The 20,914-nt window shown below is 59.2% G+C and carries 17 protein-coding genes; 8 read left to right on the top strand and 9 right to left on the bottom strand.

Annotated features, from left to right (window positions below; all coding sequences use genetic code 11):
- The coding region (locus GNZ12_RS33510) for a LysR family transcriptional regulator (protein ID WP_172316288.1) at positions 1–328 on the bottom strand (328 nt) is incomplete at its 3' end.
- Between the two features lie 126 nt (positions 329–454).
- On the bottom strand, positions 455–913 hold the full coding sequence (locus tag GNZ12_RS33505) for a nuclear transport factor 2 family protein (RefSeq protein ID WP_216673458.1): 459 nt from the start codon (positions 911–913) through the stop codon (positions 455–457).
- 210 nt (positions 914–1,123) lie between these two features.
- Between GNZ12_RS33505 and GNZ12_RS33500 the strand changes: the two genes are divergently transcribed.
- The 8 genes from GNZ12_RS33500 to GNZ12_RS33465 all read left to right on the top strand — a co-directional run bounded on the left by GNZ12_RS33500 (position 1,124) and on the right by GNZ12_RS33465 (position 10,068).
- Positions 1,124–2,590, top strand: a complete 1,467-nt coding sequence (locus GNZ12_RS33500; RefSeq protein WP_172316286.1) for an aldehyde dehydrogenase family protein — start codon at positions 1,124–1,126, stop codon at positions 2,588–2,590.
- Positions 2,574–3,263: an NADPH-dependent F420 reductase gene (locus GNZ12_RS33495; protein WP_216673457.1), complete on the top strand. Its 690-nt coding sequence runs from the start codon at positions 2,574–2,576 to the stop codon at positions 3,261–3,263. Before GNZ12_RS33500 ends, GNZ12_RS33495 begins: the two co-directional genes overlap by 17 nt.
- A 42-nt stretch (positions 3,264–3,305) precedes the next feature.
- Entirely contained in the window at positions 3,306–4,565 is a 1,260-nt protein-coding gene (locus tag GNZ12_RS33490; protein ID WP_172316285.1) for a hypothetical protein, read from the top strand.
- Between the two features lie 33 nt (positions 4,566–4,598).
- Positions 4,599–5,918, top strand: a complete 1,320-nt coding sequence (locus GNZ12_RS33485) for a hypothetical protein (RefSeq protein ID WP_172316284.1) — start codon at positions 4,599–4,601, stop codon at positions 5,916–5,918.
- A gap of 58 nt (positions 5,919–5,976) precedes the next feature.
- A complete protein-coding gene (locus GNZ12_RS33480) occupies positions 5,977–7,092 on the top strand; it encodes an Ig-like domain-containing protein (RefSeq protein WP_172316283.1) in 1,116 nt (371 codons plus the stop codon).
- A gap of 431 nt (positions 7,093–7,523) precedes the next feature.
- Positions 7,524–7,805, top strand: coding sequence for a hypothetical protein (locus GNZ12_RS33475; protein ID WP_172316282.1), 282 nt, complete (start codon positions 7,524–7,526; stop codon positions 7,803–7,805).
- 38 nt (positions 7,806–7,843) lie between these two features.
- On the top strand, positions 7,844–8,248 hold the full coding sequence (locus GNZ12_RS33470; protein ID WP_172316281.1) for a DUF2471 domain-containing protein: 405 nt from the start codon (positions 7,844–7,846) through the stop codon (positions 8,246–8,248).
- 734 nt (positions 8,249–8,982) lie between these two features.
- Complete coding sequence (locus GNZ12_RS33465; protein ID WP_172316295.1) at positions 8,983–10,068, top strand: acyltransferase family protein; 1,086 nt, start codon at positions 8,983–8,985, stop codon at positions 10,066–10,068.
- Positions 10,069–10,223: 155 nt separating this feature from the next.
- Here GNZ12_RS33465 and GNZ12_RS33460 read toward each other — a convergent pair whose 3' ends face one another.
- The 7 genes from GNZ12_RS33460 to GNZ12_RS33430 form a co-directional block, all read right to left on the bottom strand.
- On the bottom strand, positions 10,224–11,465 hold the full coding sequence (locus GNZ12_RS33460; RefSeq protein ID WP_172316280.1) for a glycosyltransferase: 1,242 nt from the start codon (positions 11,463–11,465) through the stop codon (positions 10,224–10,226).
- Between the two features lie 147 nt (positions 11,466–11,612).
- The gene (locus GNZ12_RS33455; RefSeq protein ID WP_172316279.1) at positions 11,613–12,497 is read right to left on the bottom strand and encodes a polysaccharide deacetylase family protein; all 885 of its coding nucleotides are present in this window, start codon (positions 12,495–12,497) and stop codon (positions 11,613–11,615) included.
- Positions 12,498–12,608: 111 nt separating this feature from the next.
- The gene (locus tag GNZ12_RS33450; RefSeq protein WP_172316278.1) at positions 12,609–13,862 is read right to left on the bottom strand and encodes an NAD(P)-binding domain-containing protein; all 1,254 of its coding nucleotides are present in this window, start codon (positions 13,860–13,862) and stop codon (positions 12,609–12,611) included.
- A gap of 97 nt (positions 13,863–13,959) precedes the next feature.
- Complete coding sequence (locus GNZ12_RS33445) at positions 13,960–15,150, bottom strand: carboxylate--amine ligase (RefSeq protein ID WP_172316277.1); 1,191 nt, start codon at positions 15,148–15,150, stop codon at positions 13,960–13,962.
- A 225-nt stretch (positions 15,151–15,375) separates the two neighbouring features.
- The gene (locus tag GNZ12_RS33440) at positions 15,376–16,539 is read right to left on the bottom strand and encodes a hypothetical protein (RefSeq protein ID WP_172316276.1); all 1,164 of its coding nucleotides are present in this window, start codon (positions 16,537–16,539) and stop codon (positions 15,376–15,378) included.
- Positions 16,540–16,656: 117 nt separating this feature from the next.
- Entirely contained in the window at positions 16,657–19,008 is a 2,352-nt protein-coding gene (locus tag GNZ12_RS33435) for a polysaccharide biosynthesis tyrosine autokinase (protein ID WP_172316275.1), read from the bottom strand.
- A gap of 257 nt (positions 19,009–19,265) precedes the next feature.
- Complete coding sequence (locus tag GNZ12_RS33430; RefSeq protein WP_328806097.1) at positions 19,266–20,483, bottom strand: glycosyl hydrolase; 1,218 nt, start codon at positions 20,481–20,483, stop codon at positions 19,266–19,268.
- Positions 20,484–20,914: the final 431 nt, after the last annotated feature.

Genomic DNA, 20,914 nt, shown 5'->3' with positions numbered 1-20,914 from the left:
CAGGCACGATCAGCGAGTCGGAGATGCTCGGCGGCGCACAGAGCCGCACGGTGCCAGACACGTCCGGGAGGCGGTTCGAGATGACATTGTCAACGGCTTCGCTGACCTCCGTGGCATGCCTTGCGAGCTCGAAGACTTCGGCGCCAAAGTCCGTGAGCCTCAGGTGGTGTGTCGATCGCTCGAGCAGGCGGACGTCAAGCTGATTTTCGAGTTCGGCGATACGGCGGCTCACCGAGGAAATCGGCATCTTGAGCCGCTTTGCGGCCTCTGAAAAACTGCTCGCCTCGACAACCTTCGCAAATATCAGCAGGGAATTCAGGTCCTTCATCACCGTTTCGCTCCGTTCGACCGTCGCCTCGCGGCGATATGCGGCAACGCCTTGCTCAGGTTACCGCTGCAACGGGCAGGCAGCAAGGCGGCAGGGCGCCAGCGGTGATGTCGTGGACCGGTTCGTTCAGATCACGACCCGCTCGCCGTTCGGATTGCTTTGAAACGTCCAGCTTCCTCCGCTTCGGAACGACGCGCCCGTCGCGAATGTGTCTTCCATGAACTGTAGGTACGTGCAACGGCCCTGCTCAACCTTTGCGAACACCGCGAACGGCGTGGTCACGCCCCTGGACAGGACCGTCGATCTGTACGTAAACCGGCCGAACATGGCCGCGTATTCGTCGGAGCCGAACAGCGCTTCGGGCTCGAAGGATTGAACCTCCCAGTATCGGCCGACATCCACAAAGGTCCTGACAATGCTCTCGGGACCGCGAGACGTACCGGCCCACGGCATGATTCTCTTCAGGTCGGGATTGTCGTAGTTGAGCGAAACATAGGTCACGTCGGGTGTGACAAGCGAACGGACGTGGTCGATATCGGTTGGCTTTTCGAGTATCGAGGACAGCACTTCGGTCGGAGTGAGCATTGGGTAACTCCCGGAGAGGAAACGGATCGCAGGCACCTCCTCAAGCATACAAACGCGACCGCTCGCGCGATCTTTCCATATATGGAAATCCGATTTCCGGATTGTCAGTTAACGGTCAGGCGTCCGGTTGTCTACCATCGAGAAAAATGTGGTGTATGAAAAGTTTAGTGGTTGCTACGGACCAGAAAGGAAACCGGTCGGGAGTGTGATATGGCTTCTCAGTTGCGAGGTCGGCATTGGATCGGAGGCGAGTGGGCGGATGCCCCGGCGGTCGCCGAGAGCGTCGATCCGGCAAGTGGTGAGACGATCGGTACCTATACCGAAGCGACCGATACGATGGCAACACGGGCGATCGCCGTTGCGCTCAAATCCTTTCAGGACTCCGGCTGGCGCGATAACCGGCGCCTGCGAGCAAAGGCCCTCAACGAAATGGCAAACCGCTTCGAGACTCGGACCGGCGATCTGGTCGAGGTACTGATGCTCGAAAACGGAAAGGTTAAGGCCGAAGCCGAGTTCGAAGTCACGATGGTCCCTTCCAAGTTGCGGTTTTACGCTGCCTTGGCCCTCGCGGATTACGGGCGCGCCATGGAAACCGCGCCGGGACGCTATACGACGACGCTGCGCGAGGCAGCAGGCGTTGCCGGCATCATCGCGCCGTGGAATTCGCCGGTCGTGCTCTTCATCCGCTCGCTGGCGCCGGCGCTTGCCGCGGGCTGCACCGCCGTCGGCAAGCTTCCCGGCTTCACCGCGCAGACGAACACGCGGATGTGCGAGGTTTTCAGCGAAGTCGCGAGCCTCCCTGCGGGCGTCGTGAATGTCTTTACCGAAACGCATAGCGCCGGCGCGCGGGTGCTGGTCGATTCCCCGGATGTGTCCGTCATCAGTCTGACCGGCAGCTCGAAGACCGGACGGGCGATGATGGCAGCCTGCGCGACGAACATGAAACGCTTCGGCGGCGAGCTCGGTGGCAAGACGCCCATGCTTGTGTTCGACGACGCCGACCTCGACGCCGCACTGTCCAAAATCGAGAAGGCGCTGACCGTGTTCGCCGGGCAGTTCTGCATGACTGGCAGCCGGCTTCTCGTTCACCGCCCCATTCTGGACACCGTTCGCGAGCGTCTCGCCGCGCGTCTTGAAGCGGTCAAGGCCGGCCCGGCTGCGGACCCGTCTAGCGACACGGGGCCGATGATCAATATGGCCAATGTCCGCCGCGTGGACGGCATGGTCGAGGCCGCGATTGCGGCTGGCGCCGCGGTCGTCGTACGAGGCGGTCCGTTCAAGAACGGGCCGCTCGCGAGGGGCGCCTTCTACCGTCCGACACTTCTCGAGATCAACCATCATTCGATGCCGATCGCGCAGGAGGAGGTGTTTGGCCCGGTCCTGGTTATGCAGGCCTTCGACAGCGAAGACGAGGCGGTTGCCCTCGCGAACGAATCCGAGTACGGGCTCGCTGCGTCGATCTGGTCTACGAATGTGGACCGTCCGCTGCGGATCGCCCGTCAGTTGCAAGCGGGCACCGTCTGGATCAACAACTGGGCGGTCGTCTACGACGAGACGGAAGAAGGCGGCTACAAGCAGAGCGGTCTCGGCCGGCTGAACGGCGTATCCGCAATCGACGACTTCGTCGAGTATCGCACGGTCATTCACGAGATCGATCTGCGTGCAGCGCATCGCTGATTGCATCCTCCGCTCAGAAAGGAGATCAACTGTCATGAACACCGCGATCATCGGCCTTGGAAACATAGGCTCCCGGCTTGCGAAGAATCTGGTAACCGGCGGCGAGAGGATCATCGTCGCGGCAAAGACGCCGGATGAGGCAAAGGTAGTGGCCCGCGAGCTCGGCAGCCATGCCGAAGCCATGACGGTCGAGGATGCGATTGCGAAGGCGGATGTCATCATCCTTGCGATCTACTTCGACGCGATCAAGCAATTTCTGGCCTCGCATCGCGATGCGCTGGCCGGAAAGATCATCGTCGACCCATCGAACCCGATCGCCCCCGACGGAAAAGGCGGTTTCAGGAAGACGATCCAGGCGGAGCAATCATCTGGACAACTCATTTCGGAGCTCATCCCGGATCGCGCGCGACTCGTCAAGGCGTTCGGTACGCTGGGTGCTGAATCCCTCGCGCCCGCCGCGAACCGGTCCCCGGAGCGGGCCGCACTGTTCTTTGCGGCGGATGACAAGCAGGCCGGCGAGGTTGTCGCAAGACTTATATCCGCAAGCGGATTCTCGCCCGTGAGCGTGGGTGGCATCGATCAGTCCATCCGGATCGAGGTCGGCGGCGATCTGCATGAGTTCGGCAAACTCGGCAAGCTGGTCTCCGCGAAAGAGGCCGAGTCGCTCGTCTGAGCGGAGTGCGCCCTGCACCAGATGACGGAGGGACAATCCATCGTGAACATCGAAACGCGTAACGTCGCCACGGTTGCCGAATTGCAAGCGGCAGTCGAGGGCGGCCATGCTTTGCAAGTAGTCGTTTCCGCCCGGATTGCCAACGTTCCGAGTCTGCGCCTGGCACCCGGTCAGGCATTGACCGGCATCGACACAGAAGCCGCCCTGCGCTTTGCGCCCGGCAGCGATGGGCTGGAACTGTCGGCCGACAACCGGGTGCAGGGCTTGCGGCTTTTCGCCGACCCCGATCGGCGCGCCATTTTCAACGATACCGGTGTCGACGCGCTCGGTCGGCTCGAGTTGCACGACCTGACCGTTCAAGGCGTTGTACAACTGCTGGCGCGCGATCGCGTGAGTAGCGGCCACGTGGAAGTGCACGATATCGACATCCAGGCTGCGGATGCGCGCGGCTTCGAAGAGCGGCCGAAGGGATATGGCGTCGAAGTCATCCCCGGCGCCTTCACGCTCTGGAATCAGCATGAAGACCGCGCCGTGACCATCACGGCCGACCTTACCGGGCTGTCGGCTGGCCGAGCCGGTGCGCCGGTTCGCGGAAGCGGCATTTTCGTCAGCGGTGCGGGAGAGAAGGGGGGGCGTGTCATTGCCCACCGTCTGGAAACCGGTGCCGTCTACAGCGACGGCGGAATCGCGCCAGGTACGCCGAATCGCATCACCGGCGGCGTGTTTGTCGTGTCGGGCGCTTTCGTTGCCACTGTGCGCAATGAAGGACCGGTCACAACATACGGTCCGAACGACATGGTGCTCGATAACTGGGGAGCCGTCGACCGGTGGATTGCCGAAGGGAAGGTTACGTCCTACGGACCTAGCGGCATCGGCTTCGTCAATTTCGGCACTCTGGACAGGCTCGAGATCAATGCGTTGATCGAGACTTTCGGCCAGGGATCGCGTGGCTTCAATATCTACGCAGGCACCGTGCGGTCGGCAGACTTCCAGCGTGTCGTCACGCATGCCGACGGTGCAGTAGGTATCCAGATCAGCCAGCCCGTTGGCGATATTACGGTCCGCCGAGGCATCGAAACTTGGGGCGGCATGGGCGATTCGCTCGTCAAAGGCGTGGTTCTCCGGCTTGCGGCGGTTGCGCTCAGCATCAAGCCAGGTGGCTCGGCCCGAAAAATCACGATCGCCGGCGGCCTGATCACCCATGGCGAAGGCGTCAATCCACTGGAATTGCACGGTGCGATCGACTCGCTCGAGATTAGCGGCGGATTTGCGGCTACCGGGGGTGGTTTCGAAGGGATTTAGAACCGGACGTTCGCGCCATAGTGAGGGATCGCAATGGACCATTCGACGAAAGCTGCGTTGGCAACCGATGGCCACTCGAGGCGGGAGTTCCTTCGGGCTGGCTCAACCTCGGCACTCATGCTGGCCTTGTCCGGCCCGGCGCTGGCCGGGTACGAGAAGACGGCGGCCGAAGCGGGCGCATCCGCTCCGTCACGGCCAGCCGGTCCATTGCAATCCGCAGGAGTCCTTGCGTTTGGACCAGGCAACGTGCTTTTTGTCGGCGATATCAAGGGTGCCGCGGTCCATGCGTTCGTGCTCAGGGCATCCGATCTGACCTCGCAAGCCGACGTGGAGGTGGGCAATTTTCAGAATTTCGAAGGCCGCGATTTGGTGGTTGGGGTCGATCAGAAACTGGCTGCACTCTTCGGCACGACTGTGAGCAATATTGTCGTCAACGACATGGCGATCCATCAGCCGTCCAGGCAGATCTTCATGTCGGTCGAGCGCGGCCGTGGACCCGATGCCATTCCTGCAATCGTGAAAATCAATCACGGCAATCTCGAGCTGCTCGAACTCGACGGTATTGCGCACTCGAAAATCGCGATTCCGAACGAGCCTGACCAGACAGCGATGCTGGAGTTCGAGCCCCAGCAGATCTATGCGATCACGGACGTCAAGTACTACAACGGCGAGATTTTCGTGACCGGGATCTCGAATCAACGATTCGCGTCGACGCTGTATCGCATCCCATACCCGTTCAAATCCCGCGTGGCGACGAGCACCGTTGAGATCTGGCACCCGACGCACGGGGAGTTCGAAACGCGCGCTCCGATCATTAGGCAACTGATCCGGGAAATGCAGGGAAAGCCCTATCTGTTTGCCGTGTACGGTTGTACGCCGCTCGTTCGCTTTCATCTGGACGATTTGAAAGATGGTGCACACGTGCGTGGAGACACGATCGGCGAGCTGGGCTATGGGGCCAACCCGCTCGATATGCTCATCTATACCGACCCATTCGATCACAAGGACTACTTGCTGGTCACCATCGATGTACGCAGCGCATCACGTATTGAAGCTGCGGAGCTGGCAACCGCGAAGCCGGAGCCGACCGGCGGGCCAATCGATTTTGGGCCTGGCGGCCTTGGGCGTACTCAGCGCGATCTACCGATCCGGGCGGAACATATCGCAATTCTCGATCCGCGATGGGCAGTCGTAATCTCGCGGCATCCGAAGACATCGTATCGATTGGACATCGGCACGCTGATGGTCCCGTACTTCTTCGATCGCAGATTGGGCATGGCGGAAATGAACTGGCCGAATGGCCCGGATCCGTTCCACTACCGGGACCATCGCAACGAGATCGACCACGCATAACCGCTTGTCCGTCGGCTGTGCAGGGGGCATCGCAAAGGGACTCTGCGTGAGGATTCAGGTGACGCTCGAACCAACGTTGCGGGTCGATGACGATACGCAGCAGATCGGGACGGCTTGCGTCGGCGTGCACAACCTCGACCCCGATCTTGTCGAGTTCCTCGGCGAGCGGCAGCGGACGGGACACCTGCTACAGTCCGTGCTCCGGGTGGGCGTCATCGAATCAGAGATGCCGGACTGCGACGAACTTCCGGATGTGCTTGGCCGCTATCAAATACTGGAAGCCGGGGTTCGATTCATTCCGCGTTTTGCGTTCGAACCGGGCGTTCGCTATCGCGCGAGCTTTGATCCCCGGCCGCTTGGCTGGGCCGGGCACCCGAACGTGCTGACGCTCGAATTCTCACTTCCGAACCCGACCGATGCCGAGCCAACTTCCGTGACGGATGTCTTTCCGTCCGCCGATGTGCTGCCGGAAAACCTGCTTCGATTTTACGTGTGCTTTTCCAGGGCGATGCAGCGCGGCTGGGGCGAGCAACAGATCAGCCTGATCGGCCCCGATGGACGGCCTGCGCCCGACGTGCTCTATCGGCCTCCGCTCGAACTCTGGGACAGGAGCATGCGGTACCTGACGGTCCTGCTGGATCCCGGCAGATTGAAGCGCTGGGCAGGTCCCAATCGCGAACTGGGCCCACCGCTGAAGCCGGGGCAACGATACGTGCTGGCCATCGGTTCGGAGATGGTCGACTCCTCCGGTCGTCCGTTACGCCAGAACTTCCACAAGCCGTTTGTTGTTGCGAAGGCTGTCCGCCAGCCCATTGCGGTCCTGCATTGGAAGGTCCTGCCCCCCGCGACGAAGAGTCGACAACCTCTGTCGATCCTGTTTCCCAGGCCGCTGGATTGGGCGTTGCTTTGGCATGCGATCACGGTTGTAGGGGACGGCGAACTGCCGATACCGGGGCGAATCTCGATCGATCGGGGCGAAAGGCGATGGAGTTTTACGCCAGCGGCGCCTTGGGCGGCAGGGCGGTATTCCATCCGCGTTTCGTCGGACCTTGAAGATGTCTGCGGCAACAGCGTACTTGCAGCGTTTGACAGGCCGCTCCGACCGGGCCACGATTTGACCGTCGAGACCGTGAACTGCTCGATCCCATTCGAATTGACAGACTCGGTGAATTAAACGTCCCGGAAACGAACGCGTAGGCTGCGCATGTCCTCGATTGTGACGGAGCGTGGGCATGGCGCTTCTGGAAGAGGTGCTGCAATCAGGGCAATCAGGACGCGGCGCGCATTTTCGGCCTGCGGGCGGCCGGTAGCGATGCGGAACAGCCGTTTGAATGTCCCAATAACTGCCCCGCCCAATGGCGCTTCATGGCCGCACTCCGCCGGACATTGACCAGCGGTTCGCCACGTCCAACACCAAAGATTCGCAGGATTGCAAAGCCGGACCGGCACAACCGGCAGCCTCCTCTGCGTGCTCGACGACCAACTGCGCATCTACTTTGATCGCCATCCTCCCTTTCCACCGAGTCCAACTTTTTGCGAATTGACTTGCATCCCGGTCAAATACTGTATAAATTCACAGTACTGTTTTTATATACAGGATCGGCCATGAACCAACTCATCCGCATCTTGAACGACGGTGATCGCGAAACGCTTGCGTGGTTGCGCAAGCATGTCGGAGACGTGCGCGTGGCTGCCGCTGCGCGACATCTGGGAGGCAACGGCAAACCGTACCTGTCCGCGGTGTGCCGCTATCTCGGCGTACGTCCACCAACGCCTCATCAGCCTAGCCGGCCTGTTGAAGACTGCACGGTCGGCGATAACTATCTTGCCCAGATCCGCCAGTTGTTGGCAGAGCGAAACGAAACGTTGTTGAAGCATCAACTTTGATGCTGCGAGTTACCGCGAGTCCTCAGGAAGATAACAGCATGATTAACGACTCTGCTCTTGATATGGATGTCCACGACATCAATCCTGTCGCCCTCGAACGCGCAGTCCGCAGCGCGTCGCTCGACCTCCAGCAGATCATTGCCTCGGTCGCGGGTCGCTATCTCGACAGTGGCCGTCGCCGTTACTCAAGTGGCGCGCGATTGCCGACTTGGCGCACGCTGCTGACAATCGACGAACAGGTCTTTGAGAATCGGGGCTTCCGGGCGAGGCACAACGAGACAGTACGCTCGACGTTTGTCCGGTTTGAGGACAGTCGTTTGTCCGGGATGGATCTCGACGAACCCGTCGACTGGCGACGTGACGACGACAACCTGCCAGCCGTGTACCTACTTGTGCGCGCACTGGTACAGGCCGACGCTACCGATGTGACCACTCAGGACTAATGTGCCGATATCGGCCGTTGGCCGTTATAGTTTTGGATGCGCGGCCTCTTTTCCGAGGATATCTGTTCTCAAGCCCCATTGATTCACGCCCCCCCAAGGGGAACACCCCGCGTGGTTTCTATGACCCACGCCCCGCTCCTGCCGTGAAACGTTAGTCCAGCGAGACTTCTCTCTGCAGCGTCGCTCGTGAATTTCGCCTTAGCGGTCCGAATCTCTGGCGGCAATTCGAAAGAACCATCCTGCAACGCCACACGCACTCAAAGTTGGCCATCAACCTCTAGCGACTGATCTATACGACAGCCCGCCTCGTTCAGTGAGTAGTCTGGCCAAATTTCGGCGGTCCAACCCGCGAGCAGACGGTACCTGGAAATGTTGCGAGCACTCGCATTCCAAGCCAGTGCGCGTTCGCGAACGCGCGTGATGATCTGACGACTTGTGCCGTAAGCCCTTAGGCACGAAGGCGACGCTGCAGGGATTGAAGTCATCGTTGGCGGCCACCTTCGCCATTGCTTAAGTCTCCTGATAACACGTCGCCGCCATCAATATCTTGCTCGACTTCGAGAAGCGTGGCTGAAACAAACCGCGTTTTGGCAGCACCTCACAGTTATGGTCTCTTACAGTGACCGATTGTGGGAAAGGGCATTTGGCAGATTACTTAACGTGAAAAATTTACGCGGCGCGGCCGATCAAGCGAGATCAAAGACATGTCCTCATTCTCCGCAAAGTAGGGTCCTATAAAGCTTGGCGGGTTACAAGCGCTCCGCGCAGTCGCGGTCATTCTGGTTGTCTATTTTCACGTGTCCACGGCGGTCTATGACTATCATGGAGCAGCGACAGATACACTTCTCTACGGGCTCCACAGAGTTGGCTCTGCCGGCGTAGATATCTTCTTCGTCATCAGCGGTTTCATCATGGCTTACACGCGCCGGGACAATGCGGCTGGCATGCGTGACGCGCGGGTGTTCATCACGCGCCGTATCGAACGCGTGATTCCACTTTATTGGCTCTGGACAGCTGTAGTACTGATATTGTGGATCGCTGGATTCATTCACAAGGCCCATGCATTTCCAGACATCAAGACAATCATTGCTTCGCTTTTGCTGTGGCCGCTGGCGAACACGATCGAACCCTTTCAGCCTGTTCTGTCGCAGGGATGGACGCTGTCATTCGAAGCTTATTTTTACGTGTTTTTTGCAGCGGCACTGATGGTCCGTGTGCCGGATTGGTTCATGGCCGTGTTTTTAAGTTTGGTATTTTTGGCAATTTTTCTGGTGGCGAGAAGTACCACGCATGATGCGTCTGTCTTGTACTTGACAGGTTCGCCACTGATCTGCGAATTCATTTTTGGCATGGTGGCGGCACAGATCGCGAAAATGACCGCATGCGTGGCCATCAGGACCCGATTGGCATATTTTGCGCTGGCTGCCGCTGTGATTGTTTTTTTTGTGATGATTTACGCGACGTCGCGAGATGTTTCAATCGACAATTATCGCGTGATCATTTTCGGCATCCCAGCCTTCGCAATCGTGCTGGGCGTGGTGATCTACGACATGGCAAAACCAGTCACGTCAAAGGCGCTGCTATTTCTCGGTGACGCGTCTTACTCGATCTACCTCTCGCATGGATTCCTCACGATGATCGCCGGCGGCCTTCTCAAGAAGGGACTGCTGCACACGGCCAAGGCTGACATGTTGTGCATCATTGGCACGGTAGCGACCGTCGCACTTTCGTCTGTAACGTACCCCCTGATTGAAAAGCCGGTGCTTAGACTCGTAAAGTATCGCCGCCTCTCTTCCAGGCTGGGGACCGTCTCGGCATAAGCGTCCGACGCGCCGCTGCAAAGATCGCGTTAGCCGTAACGGGTCGCGAGATGCCCGATACACTTAACGTCGAGCTTCGCAAACCCTAGTTATCCACGGCCATCCGAGGGCAACCCGTATCGCAATCGTCAATCAGGTTCAGGCGGGGTCCGCCGCTACCGCAACACACCAGACGATTGGGCGTTGTCTGCAGCGAACGAACGGAGTGCGGAAGGTGTCGTACCTTCGCCGATATCCATAATCTCGGCAAGGCGCTCGGCGTAGTACTCAGGCAGGTATTGGCCGACATCGTACTTTCTCTCAGGATTCGAAAGATGCGTGGCCAGTTGCCCGAGCGCCAGCTTCAGACTGTCCGGATCCGTGCGGAATTTGATCTTGTTGCCTACAGCATCCGCGGTCGTCGCCATGCTTCCGCCATCGCGAACAAGCGCAGGCAGGCCAAGCATCGCGGCCTCGATGATGATGAGTGGCGCGTTTTCCGCGCACACCGACGGTACGATGACGGCATCGGCGAAGCGCCGCATGTCCGCGAACAACTGCTCTTGCGGCATGCTGCCGAAAAAAATCAGCTTGCCACGCTCGATGAGTGGTGCGAAGCGTTGCTCGATGGTTGCGCGCTCCGGACCCTCGCCATACACACCGATAGCGTCGATATGCTCGAAGTCCGCCGCTTGCGCGAGCTCGATGAACTGCGCGAGGCCTTTTTCTTGCGCAATTCTTCCAGCGAACGCCAGGTTGAAGCGCGTCTTGCCCCGGACGGTCAAGGGAATCAGCGCAGCCGGTACAGCGGACGGATTATGCAGGATTACCGTGTTGTCGATCCCGCAGCGGTTCAGCGCTTCCTGCATGAACGAACTGGGGCAAAGTATCTGATCAAATACGCGCGACGGGTGGCATGCCGCCCGCACGGCATGCCAGTACGTCTTTGTCATGATGTCGTGCATGAGACCTTTGGGCGACGAACGCAGCGTGAGCGCAGTGCGCGTGCTCAACGCTTCAAGCGGAAGAATCAAGGGCCGGCCATTCTCGAAGTATTGCATCGCCGGGTTGTAATAGACGAGATGGTAGTCGTGGCACGTATGGTACGTGCGGTAGCCCAGATCGCGCTTGTAACGCGCGATCACGCTCAGTATCGAAGGCGAGAGAGCGTTATGGTAGTTATGAACCAGCACCCGATGCGGCCGAAACCTGAGAATGGTTTCCTCGAGCGCGCGAGCGGCAGCAACATTCCATATTCTCGACAGAATGGACGTTTGCACAACGAATCGACTGTCGTCGAAGAGTTCGACATCCACCTTTGGCAACGTACTCAAAAGCTTCGCGGATTGTTTATAGACAATCTCCGCACCACCCATGTGCAAAAAATCGTTGATCAGCAATACCCTGCAGCGCTGCATCTCCCCGCTCCTTTTTAATCGCACAAATGGGATCACGCAAAACGTGGACGGTATCGGCCGGAATTTCTCGCTCGGGAGATCTTAGCGCGTCCAATTCGACGGCTATGTTTGCCAGTACACGTAGCGCAACATAACGGCAGCGCGCCATTAAAACTGAGGAAACCGCCCGTTCCAACCGCCGCCTTTCTTCAGGTAATGCAAGAAGAGCGGAATGCCGGTCAATTGCGCGGCAAATCGCTGTGTCGTCGCACTGTCGTCGACGATAATCGTGCGCAGTCGAAACGGATCACTATGATGATCGTTCCAACCGACGTCGCATGTACGTGCACTCTTGTATCCCGCCGCTTCCACGAAACTGACTTCGCGATCGCCATAGTTCCCGTTCGGGTAGGCAAAGTGCTCGCAGACATCGCGCAGCAGCACCTCGATCTCATGCTTGCTGTTGCCGATTTCGTCTGCGCATTCGATATCGCTGCAACGGGTCAGTACGGGATGGAACCGCGTATGAGCCTGAAAGTCCACGTACACACGCATGGTTTCAATTTGCTCGGTGCTGAGGCCGGTCGCTCGATCATCGGCGTCCTGGCGGTAACCGTATGCCGCGAGTTCGGCCAGACGCTCCGCATTCGTCATGTGCTTCAACCGTTCGTGGCCCGCCTGCACGGAACCGGGATGCAGCCACCAATGGCTGCGCGGACGACCGACGATGCTACTGCAGAGAAAGATCGTCGGCCGCACGTTGTGCTTGATGAAGATCGGCAGCAACGCTGCGTTGCCCACATGCCCGTCGTCGAATGTGATAGCCGCGCGGGGGCGTCCGCGGCCGGGCGCGGCGACGTCTGTCAGCGGCACGAGATCACATATTTTTCGAAGGTACGTGAGATGCCTGTCGAGCGTCGCCGGGTCGGGGTCGTGATAGAGCAGGACCGCCACCCGGTCGCGCCATAGCCACGCGCGCGTCGCTCGTGCAATGCCCGTCAAGACGACCAGCACAGCAAGAACTTCTTTAACCAATGCCTTACCCCGATTCATCTCGCCTCTCCGTTCTGTGCGTTTCGAAGAACCCGGTGCCGCGATGACTGCGCCCGGTCTTGTGCTGATGCTGGACATCAAGGACCGGGCGGACTGCCTGAAAAGATCCGGCTACTCACCCGTTCGCTCGAGCACGGGGCCTTTGGCAGAGGACCACGCGCCCTCTCTCGCGCCCACTTTCAACGAATTGGCTATATGCCGCGCAACACCGGGCGCTGCGTGCCTCGCGCCGTAGACAAAACGCATGACAGGCCCAAAGCTGTGAGCGGAGGCCGGCCCGATCACATAGAGGCCACGAACCTGGGTTTCGAAGTTGGACGTGAGTTCGGGCAGGCCGCCGTCGAGCGAAATCGCGTCCACGATGTCTTTCGATAGAAACGCATGCTGTCGCATATCGGTCTTGAAGCCCGTCGCGGCGATGACATGATCGGCGGCAACGGACGATTCCTGGTTCTCGCTTATCACGCGCAGGATGACCTGATCCTTCTCGATAGCGGCGGAGCGGACCTCGGTTCGAAACGAGATCTTCACCTTGCCGACGACGCGATCGCGCAGCCACCAGGCGCCGGACGCTCCGTACGACTTCTCCATGATCTGCTGGCGCCGCGCTCGACCGAGCATATGGAAAAGGTGCGGATATTCAGACAGGAAGAGCGAGCGCCAGCCTCGTCCCAAGCCAGCGTCGGGGCGCACCAACCGGGCCAGGAGGCCGCGCGAAGCTTGCGGCCGTGGATGCCATATCACGCCCGCTTCGCGCATGAGTATGTGAACCCGCGATCCTTGCTCGTGCAGCAGCGCGGCGAGTCCCAGCGCAGACTGTCCGCCGCCGACAATCGCGACGTCTTTGCCTTGCGCCCATGCGAGGTCGCCATATAGCGCCGAATGAGAGGCATAGCGTTCAGGCAAGCCTTGCAGTGCGGCCGGGGTTTGCGCGAACCCTTTGAGTCCTAAAGCGACCACCACCTTGCGCGCAACGAGAGAGCGGCCATCGCTCAACGCCAATTGAAAGTGCCCGTCGACACGTCGCAGATTGACGACGTCGACCGCCTGGATATCGTCGACAAGATTCGATTGAAACCAACGCGCGTAGTCCACGAACGTCTCGAGCGGCAACTCCATGCCCATCGGCTGATAGCGCATCCCCTTCTGGCGGTAGTAATCCTCGAGCGTGAATCCGCGTTGCGGCGCATGGAGGTTCGACGCGAACGCCTCGGAACGCAGGAGCATGCCGGGCGGCATGAAGTTGATCCAGGCGCGCATCGGCTGCCCGAGAATCTGATGGGCCACACCCACGGCGCTCAGGTGTGCGGCCAAAGACGATCCATATGGCCCTGCGCCAATGATTGCGGTGTCAGTGAACGACATTGATCATCTCCATCCAGGGACAGCACTCACGGCTTCCAGGCGGCCATGCTCGAGGCCGGCGCCGCGAAGCACGACACGTTGCAAATACCAGCCCACGCTAAACCTTCACCTGCAGCAGTTTGAGTGCCGTGGTCGCCTTCCATGCGCGCCTCAAGCGCTGCAGCGGACTGAGAAGGCAATAAAATTGCAATGCAGGAAAAGGATCGCTCCAGCGAAAATATCCATCAACGATCTTCGTGCGCTCGCCCAGTAGATGAAGCGGCACGCGCTCGGCCAACGTCGCACGCCACGCGACCGGTACCCGGTTCGATGGGTCGGGTACGGGCGGCAGTCCGAGTTCATGCCGGTAAGCGGCAAGCGGAATGTTGACCCCGCACAGCGTGGCGATTTCTTCCTGCCAGTCCGTACGGCCGACCGTCGGCTCGACCATCACGAACTGCCTATGGTTGCCGTCCCACTTGTATTCGATGCTACCCATGCCTTCGAAGCCCGCCTGCTCGGCAAACGACAATGTCAACGGTTCGAGCACTTCGCGTGCTTCGGGTGCGGCAACGCATACGGCGGTATTCCCGACACCGGGCGGAGAACTGAGAACCTTGCGCCCGGTAAAGATGCTGACCACGCTCCCACCGCTCCCCCGATAGAAAAGCGTGAAATAGATGTTGCTGTCAGGCCCCTCGATCCACTCCTGAGCCACGACGCCGCCAGGCGTGGCAAGCATCGCGATAGCCTGCGCGCGTGCAGCACCAAGCGAGTCGACGCGAACCGCGCGCTCCCTCTCGCCCCTCAATACATTGCGCTTGTCGTCCGGCTTCAACACACACGGATAGCGTAATTCCGATAGATATTCAATGTCGGACAGTTTCTCGAGAATCACGGACCGCGGAACCGGAAAGTGATGCTTCAGGGCGAAGTCGTGAAAACTTGCCTTGCTACACAACATCTTGACGGTGGCGTCCACCGGAAGGCGGAAGCGAAACCAGCGGGCAAGCGCTTCGCGATTTTCCGACACTGCATGCACCGCGTCTTCTTCGGTCAATATAAGAACGGGGGGCTGACTGAACCGTTTGCCCAGCTCGATCATGTCGTCGACAAAATCTTTTCCGATAAGGCTTTTGATGAAGTGAGCGCGTACGTGGCGGCTCCACATTCCCGAACGAGTCATCTTTGTATCGACTGCTATGACCGGAATGCGCGCGCAGGCGAGCGACCTCGCCACGCCGAGTCCGTTCAGCGAGGCTCCCACAACGACCCCTGCTATCTGATCAGAACCGTATCGGCTCGCCATACTATCGATTCCCTGGTCATCGTACGTACGTGAGCTCTTGAAAGCATCGCTGGAAGTTGCGCTGTCGACAGTCTCACCGTACTGCCGATCGAGCCTTTTGCTGCGCGTTAACCCTACGGGCGCAGAGCGTCCCGCTCAGTGCGCAGGCGCACAATCGTCGAAAAAATCGGAAGAATAAATTGGGAGGGAAATCGTGTCGCAGTCCGTCACACTGACACGGTGAAACTAAGTCTTGCCATACCGTGGAAGTGGCTGGAATTGCTGCGAAAGCGCCACGCGGTCAGCGCTGTACGCCACGAACCGAGGCCAGTAGCAAATCAGGTATGCAAGTGGAATAAAGGATGTAACAGTGGTTACGCTCACGGTGGCACTGACGAGCAGGAAAATCAGCATGACGAAGCCGTCACTCGCAGTAAACGCGATGACGCCGAGAAGAATCAAACTACTAAAGATCCCCATTTCAGCGACCGTGGCCGGGAGACCGGCAAACGGCACGCCGGAGGCCTCCATATCGCCCTGGATCAGCCGGATGTAGGGAAGATACTTGTAGTGCGCGATCATGTCATGTGCGGTGACGCCCGTAACAATATCCTCTAGCCGCGCATCGAACATAAACGCGTAGCCGGCCAGCCGGTGGCCAAATGTTTCCGAGTCGAAGAAGTCGTTGGAAGCAAGATACAGCGAGATCGCTGAAACCAACACATAGTAGGCAATCAGTATCGTCAGTGGATGGAGCGACCGCAATTTGTCACGCACAGGATAGAGCGCAGCGAAAAGGAAAAGCACCATCGACGATTTCGAGAAGCTAATGAAGAGGCCGATGAGGTAAATAGCGATTATTTTTTTGTTGGGTGAATCGCTGAAAAGGTACATGACAAAAGACGCCACCAGCAGCGAAGAGAAGAATCCCGCCTCGCGCGAAAATCCCGAGACGCGAGCAAAGTAAAACACCTCGAAGAAGTTCGTATAGGTGCTGGTCGCATAGTCCCCCCAGATCAGCTGTGAAAGATTCGTCGGTCCGAGGAGCATCGCGAAATCATGGTCGATGTAGTACATCGCGAACTGCACGATGGCGAACAGGACGTTGATGACCATCCATGGATGAAGATAGCTGATGCGGCGTTCTGTCGTGTACATCAGGTAGCCGATGCAGATCGCAATCGACAGGACTCGCGCCGCGCCGGAAGGAGAAGTCAACGCACTTGCCGCCATCGCAATGAGCAGCGGGCCGGCCCAGCGACGAGCCGTACCGCTAAGAAAACGGGCGAACCCCGGATCAAGAAACGGGATCACAAGATAAAAATATAACGTAGTCCCGTTCACCTGCGGATTGAGAATCACGCAAGTGAAAAACATGTAGAACAACGCGGATATTAGTCTGGAGTACATTGTTTTCTCAATGCAAAAGCGCGCGAGGCAAGACGCTTACTCTTGCCTCCTCCAGTCGTCCAGCACGTTCCTATCCGGCTGCCCAGGCAACTGGATAGGAACGCACGCCGACGGCGATCACGATGCAACATGCTGTTGCGGGGTACTCGCTGCAGAATAGGCAACCGCATAGCCATAGCTGCGTTTCTCGCTGCGCCGTCGCGGCATCGCGTTGAAGATCATGCCGACCAGACGCGCGCCGGCGCGATCGAGACGTTGCGCGGTTTCCCCCAGTTCCCGTTCGCTCTGGGCGTTCGGGCGTACCACAAGCACCGTCGAGCCCGCGAGGGAGGCGATCAGGTTTGCATCGCTGACCGCCAGCACCGGCGGGGTATCGACGATGATCAAGTCATATCGCTCGCCAAGATGGCTAAGTAGTTGATGCATGCGAGGCGTCGAGAGCAACTGCGACGGATTGGTTGGGAACCGGCCTGCGGCAATGAAAGAAAGTCCATGAACACCCGTGTTTCGAATGACGTGATCAACGTCGATCTCGCCACTCAGGACTTCGGCGAGGCCACCGGCACCGGTCTGCTTAAAAGTGGCGGCCAGTTGGCCTCGGCGCATATCGCCGTCGATCAGCAATACTCGCTTGCCGGCCTCCGCGTTGAGAACCGCGAGATTTGACGATATAAAGCTTTTTCCCGTGCCGGGCGTGGCACCCGTCACGACAAGCACGTTATTCGTGGCGTCCCGAATCTGCCGCTGCAACGACGCACGTATGCCCCGCAAGGCTTCAATCGGTATGTCGTCGTGCCCGTCAGTGGCGAGCAGGAAGCGGCCGGCCGCGAACAAGATGTTTTGCGAAACAGCGCCGGCATAGGTCAATCTGGCGGGTGGTCTGGTTGCGCGGTCGGCCACTTTTTGTTGCGCACTACCGGAGATGCGTCTCTTCTCCGACTGCGAGTTCGAAATCTGCGCGCGGTCCAACCGGGCCTGCTCGTCACTGAACAACACGTGACCAAAGACCGGCAGGTTCAGATGGCGCTCGGCCGCCCGCGAGTTCTCAACGGCGGACGACCCCAGGCGCCGGATAAAGACGTACAGGATCGCCGCCATCAACCCGCCGACAGCGCCCACGCCGATAATCAGGGGGCGTTTGGGTTTCACAGGGTCCACGGGCAACAGCGCGGTGTCGATGATGTGCACGTTGCCGAGTGTGCCAGCCTGTGTCACCGCCAGCTCATTAGACTTGTTGACCATCGCAACGTAGATATCCTCAGCAACCTTTACGTTGCGCGTAAGGTCGGCCGCGCGGCGCTCGGAGGCGGGCAACTGGTCGAAGCGCGCTTCGAACGCGCTTTTAGCATTTTGAAGAAGCTGGAGTTGGCTATCGACGGTCTGCACGTCGCGTGAGGTTGGCGCAAAGTGACTTTCCAGCGCCGCTTTCTGTACCTTGAGCAGCGCGATCTGGCGGTCGAATTCAATGCTGCCTTGGAGGTAGGACGCGGCTTCGGTACCCGCCTGCATCGAGCTTGACGCGGTTCTGTACTGGCTCAGTTCGGCCTCTGCTTGCGTCAGGTTGGCGCGAAGCTGTGGCAGCTCTCCGACAATGAACTCACGGGTCGTGAGGGCCTCTGCGCGGTGCTGGGCGATATGGGAAGCGATATAGCCTTGGGCGATGCCGTTGGCAATAGCCTGAGCCAGTTCCGGATCAGCGTTTTCATAGACGATCTGCACAACGCCGGTGTCCTTGCCCGACTCGCTAACTTTCAACTGATGCAAGAAGCGTTCGATTGCATTGACATCGCTAAAGCGCACGATCGTGAATTCGGTTCCAGGGCGCGCGATGAGCCGCTCCATGGTGAGCGCCACACCGTTAGCCTCGCCCGGTGCGCCAGGTGCACCCTCGACGAGCGTGCGTCCGGTCGTCGGATCGGCGAGACGGTAGCGGCCGCCATCGAGGACGGTCAGTGTCAGGGGTTTGTCTTCGAGGCTGGCCGGGACGGTCAGTGAGCCGACGGATGCGTCCTCGCCGCCCCATGCATAAGAGGTCAAACCGATGGGCGCCGGCATCGGCGTGCCCGGCGTGGCGAATTGCCGGGTGATCGCGCCGATAACCGGGATGTGGTGCGGCGTAATTGAGATGTCCTGCTTGAATTTCTTGATCACCGGCTCAAGCACGCTCCGGCTTTGGATGATCTGGATTTCGGCCTCGGTGGGGAGCGTGGGGGGAATGACTTGCTCCTGCGCCTTCGAAGCCTCACCGAGCGCGTTGGGCTGAGGGAAATCGACCTTGACCACCGCATCCGCGGAATAGACAGGAGTTGCCGCGAATGCATACAGCGCAGATAGCCCCGTCACCAGGAGGACAATGCAGATCACCAGCCCCAGATTGTCCACGATCAGCTGTGCCAGTTCGCCGGCGGAGAATGCGTCCACGTTGTTCCGCAGCACACCCGGCGTATTACCGGAAACACTCGTATTCATACGACGGACTCCTTGTTGATTGGAACCGGAACGAATCGCTGGCTCGGGAGCGCCGCTCCTCGAACGCGCCTCACAGATCGCACAGATTGTGGCGCCGCAGCAACGCCGTCTGTGCTATATCGCACACGAGTCCAAAGTGGCGTCGCGCAGTTTTTTGGACAAAAAGAAACAGCCCACGGCTCGGAGAGAGCGCGTGGGCTGCGGAGGTGAAGGCTTTGGTTCGCTAGTACATTAGTACGCTAGCGCGATGAGTCGGGTCAGACCGGATTCGCGGCCACGAATTGCTTGAAGCTCGTGTAGGCCGGGTTCTTCGTGACGCCATCCTCTTGCACGAGGCCGTAGTCCGGATCGATGAGGCAATACATCATGATGGACTGAATGTTGTATTGACTCATGAGCGACCGGTACTCCGTCAGCGCCGCGGTCACGTAGCTAGCCGCTTGCGCCGGGGTATCCTGGGCGCCGGACCAACCCCATTCCGTCAACCAGATCGGCAAGTTAAAGGAATCCTTCAGAACTTGCAGTACGTTCAGGCATGCATTATTTTGCCATCCACACTGGATGTCGCCTGAACTCTGGTACCAGTGGTACGTCGTGTAGTCCCAGCGGAGGATCGCCGCACCGGAAACGCCATTAGCAGAGCCGTCAGGCGTGATGCCGGTCCACAGCATCTGCAACGCGCGATACGCGAGCGGGATACCGACATTGACGCCGCACTGGATCGTCGGGTCGACCGCCTTGACCCCGTCGATCATGCCACGGATGACACCGCGGAATGCCGGCCAGATAGCGGGGCTATAGTTGCTCGTGTTGCTGCCGTCACCGTTCGTAACCAGGCCGTCCGAGTCGAGTTCATTGCCGCACTCGATGTATTTGACGAGCCCCTTAAGCGGCGTGGTGCATGCGACCCCCAGGTTGTAGCCCAGGGTGTAGGCCGCCGCTTCCGTACCTGTCTGATCCCAGCCGGCCGAAACGGGATTGAGCACCGGCATGATGGCGACCCCGCTGCCGGCAAACGCACCGGTCAGTGCGTTGGCAACTGTTTGGGCCATGCCGCCATCCGCTACGTCGACGCGATAGTTTGTGACGCCAAGATCCTGGAGCAAGGCCAACTGGGCGGCCGCCGACATGGTGTGGTAGATGCCGTTGGGATAGGCAAGGTGGCCGTTCATGCCGTAGAACAGTGCGCCGGAAGTCGTGCTCGCGACCGTGACTGTGACAGACGACGTGGTCTTGGTGCCGCCCGGTTGTCCCGCCGCGACGGTGAATCCCATCACGTCGAACTGGTGCGAGCCCGTGGAAAGTTGGGTCGTATCAATCGGGATAGCGAACTTACCGCTGCTCGGCTTCGTGTCGGCACCAATCTTGGCGCCACTCGCGTGGTCGAACACGCACACGTTGACCCAATTGCTGCCAGCCGTGCCGGTCACCGTGACAGTACCGGATACCGTCGCGTTGGCCTTGGGGGCTGTCACGGTAAAACTACTTGAAGTGGCCCTGTTGGCCACGCTCGCGTCGTTGGCCACCGCGGCAGGCGAGTCGGCGCTCGAACCGCCACCGCACGCGGAAAGCGCAATTGATCCGGCGCCTGCGACCAGGCCGGCAAGAAATTTCCTCCGAGGGACAGATGCAGCTGGAACTAAAGAAGGGACAGACTGTAGAAGATCTTGCTGATTTTTTGATCGGTCAGGTAAGGTCATGAGTACGACTTACGCATTTCGGTTGGGGATCGCAGTATATTCGTCAGCCTTTTTCATATGTTGTAACTGGATGTAAATGCGCGGCGATAAGGCGAACTTTCTCCATACTTATGAGTGGAGGCAAAACTTCGCATTTCAGATGAAGAAAGAGAGAACATATGTGCGCGGCCGCACATACGACTGTGGCTCTCACACAGTTGGAAAAA

The organism is Paraburkholderia solitsugae (genome assembly GCF_013177695.1).
In the GTDB taxonomy this organism is placed as follows: domain Bacteria; phylum Pseudomonadota; class Gammaproteobacteria; order Burkholderiales; family Burkholderiaceae; genus Paraburkholderia; species Paraburkholderia solitsugae.
The sequence above is the reverse complement of the archived record's forward strand: the minus strand, read 5'-3'. Positions and strand labels throughout refer to the sequence as shown.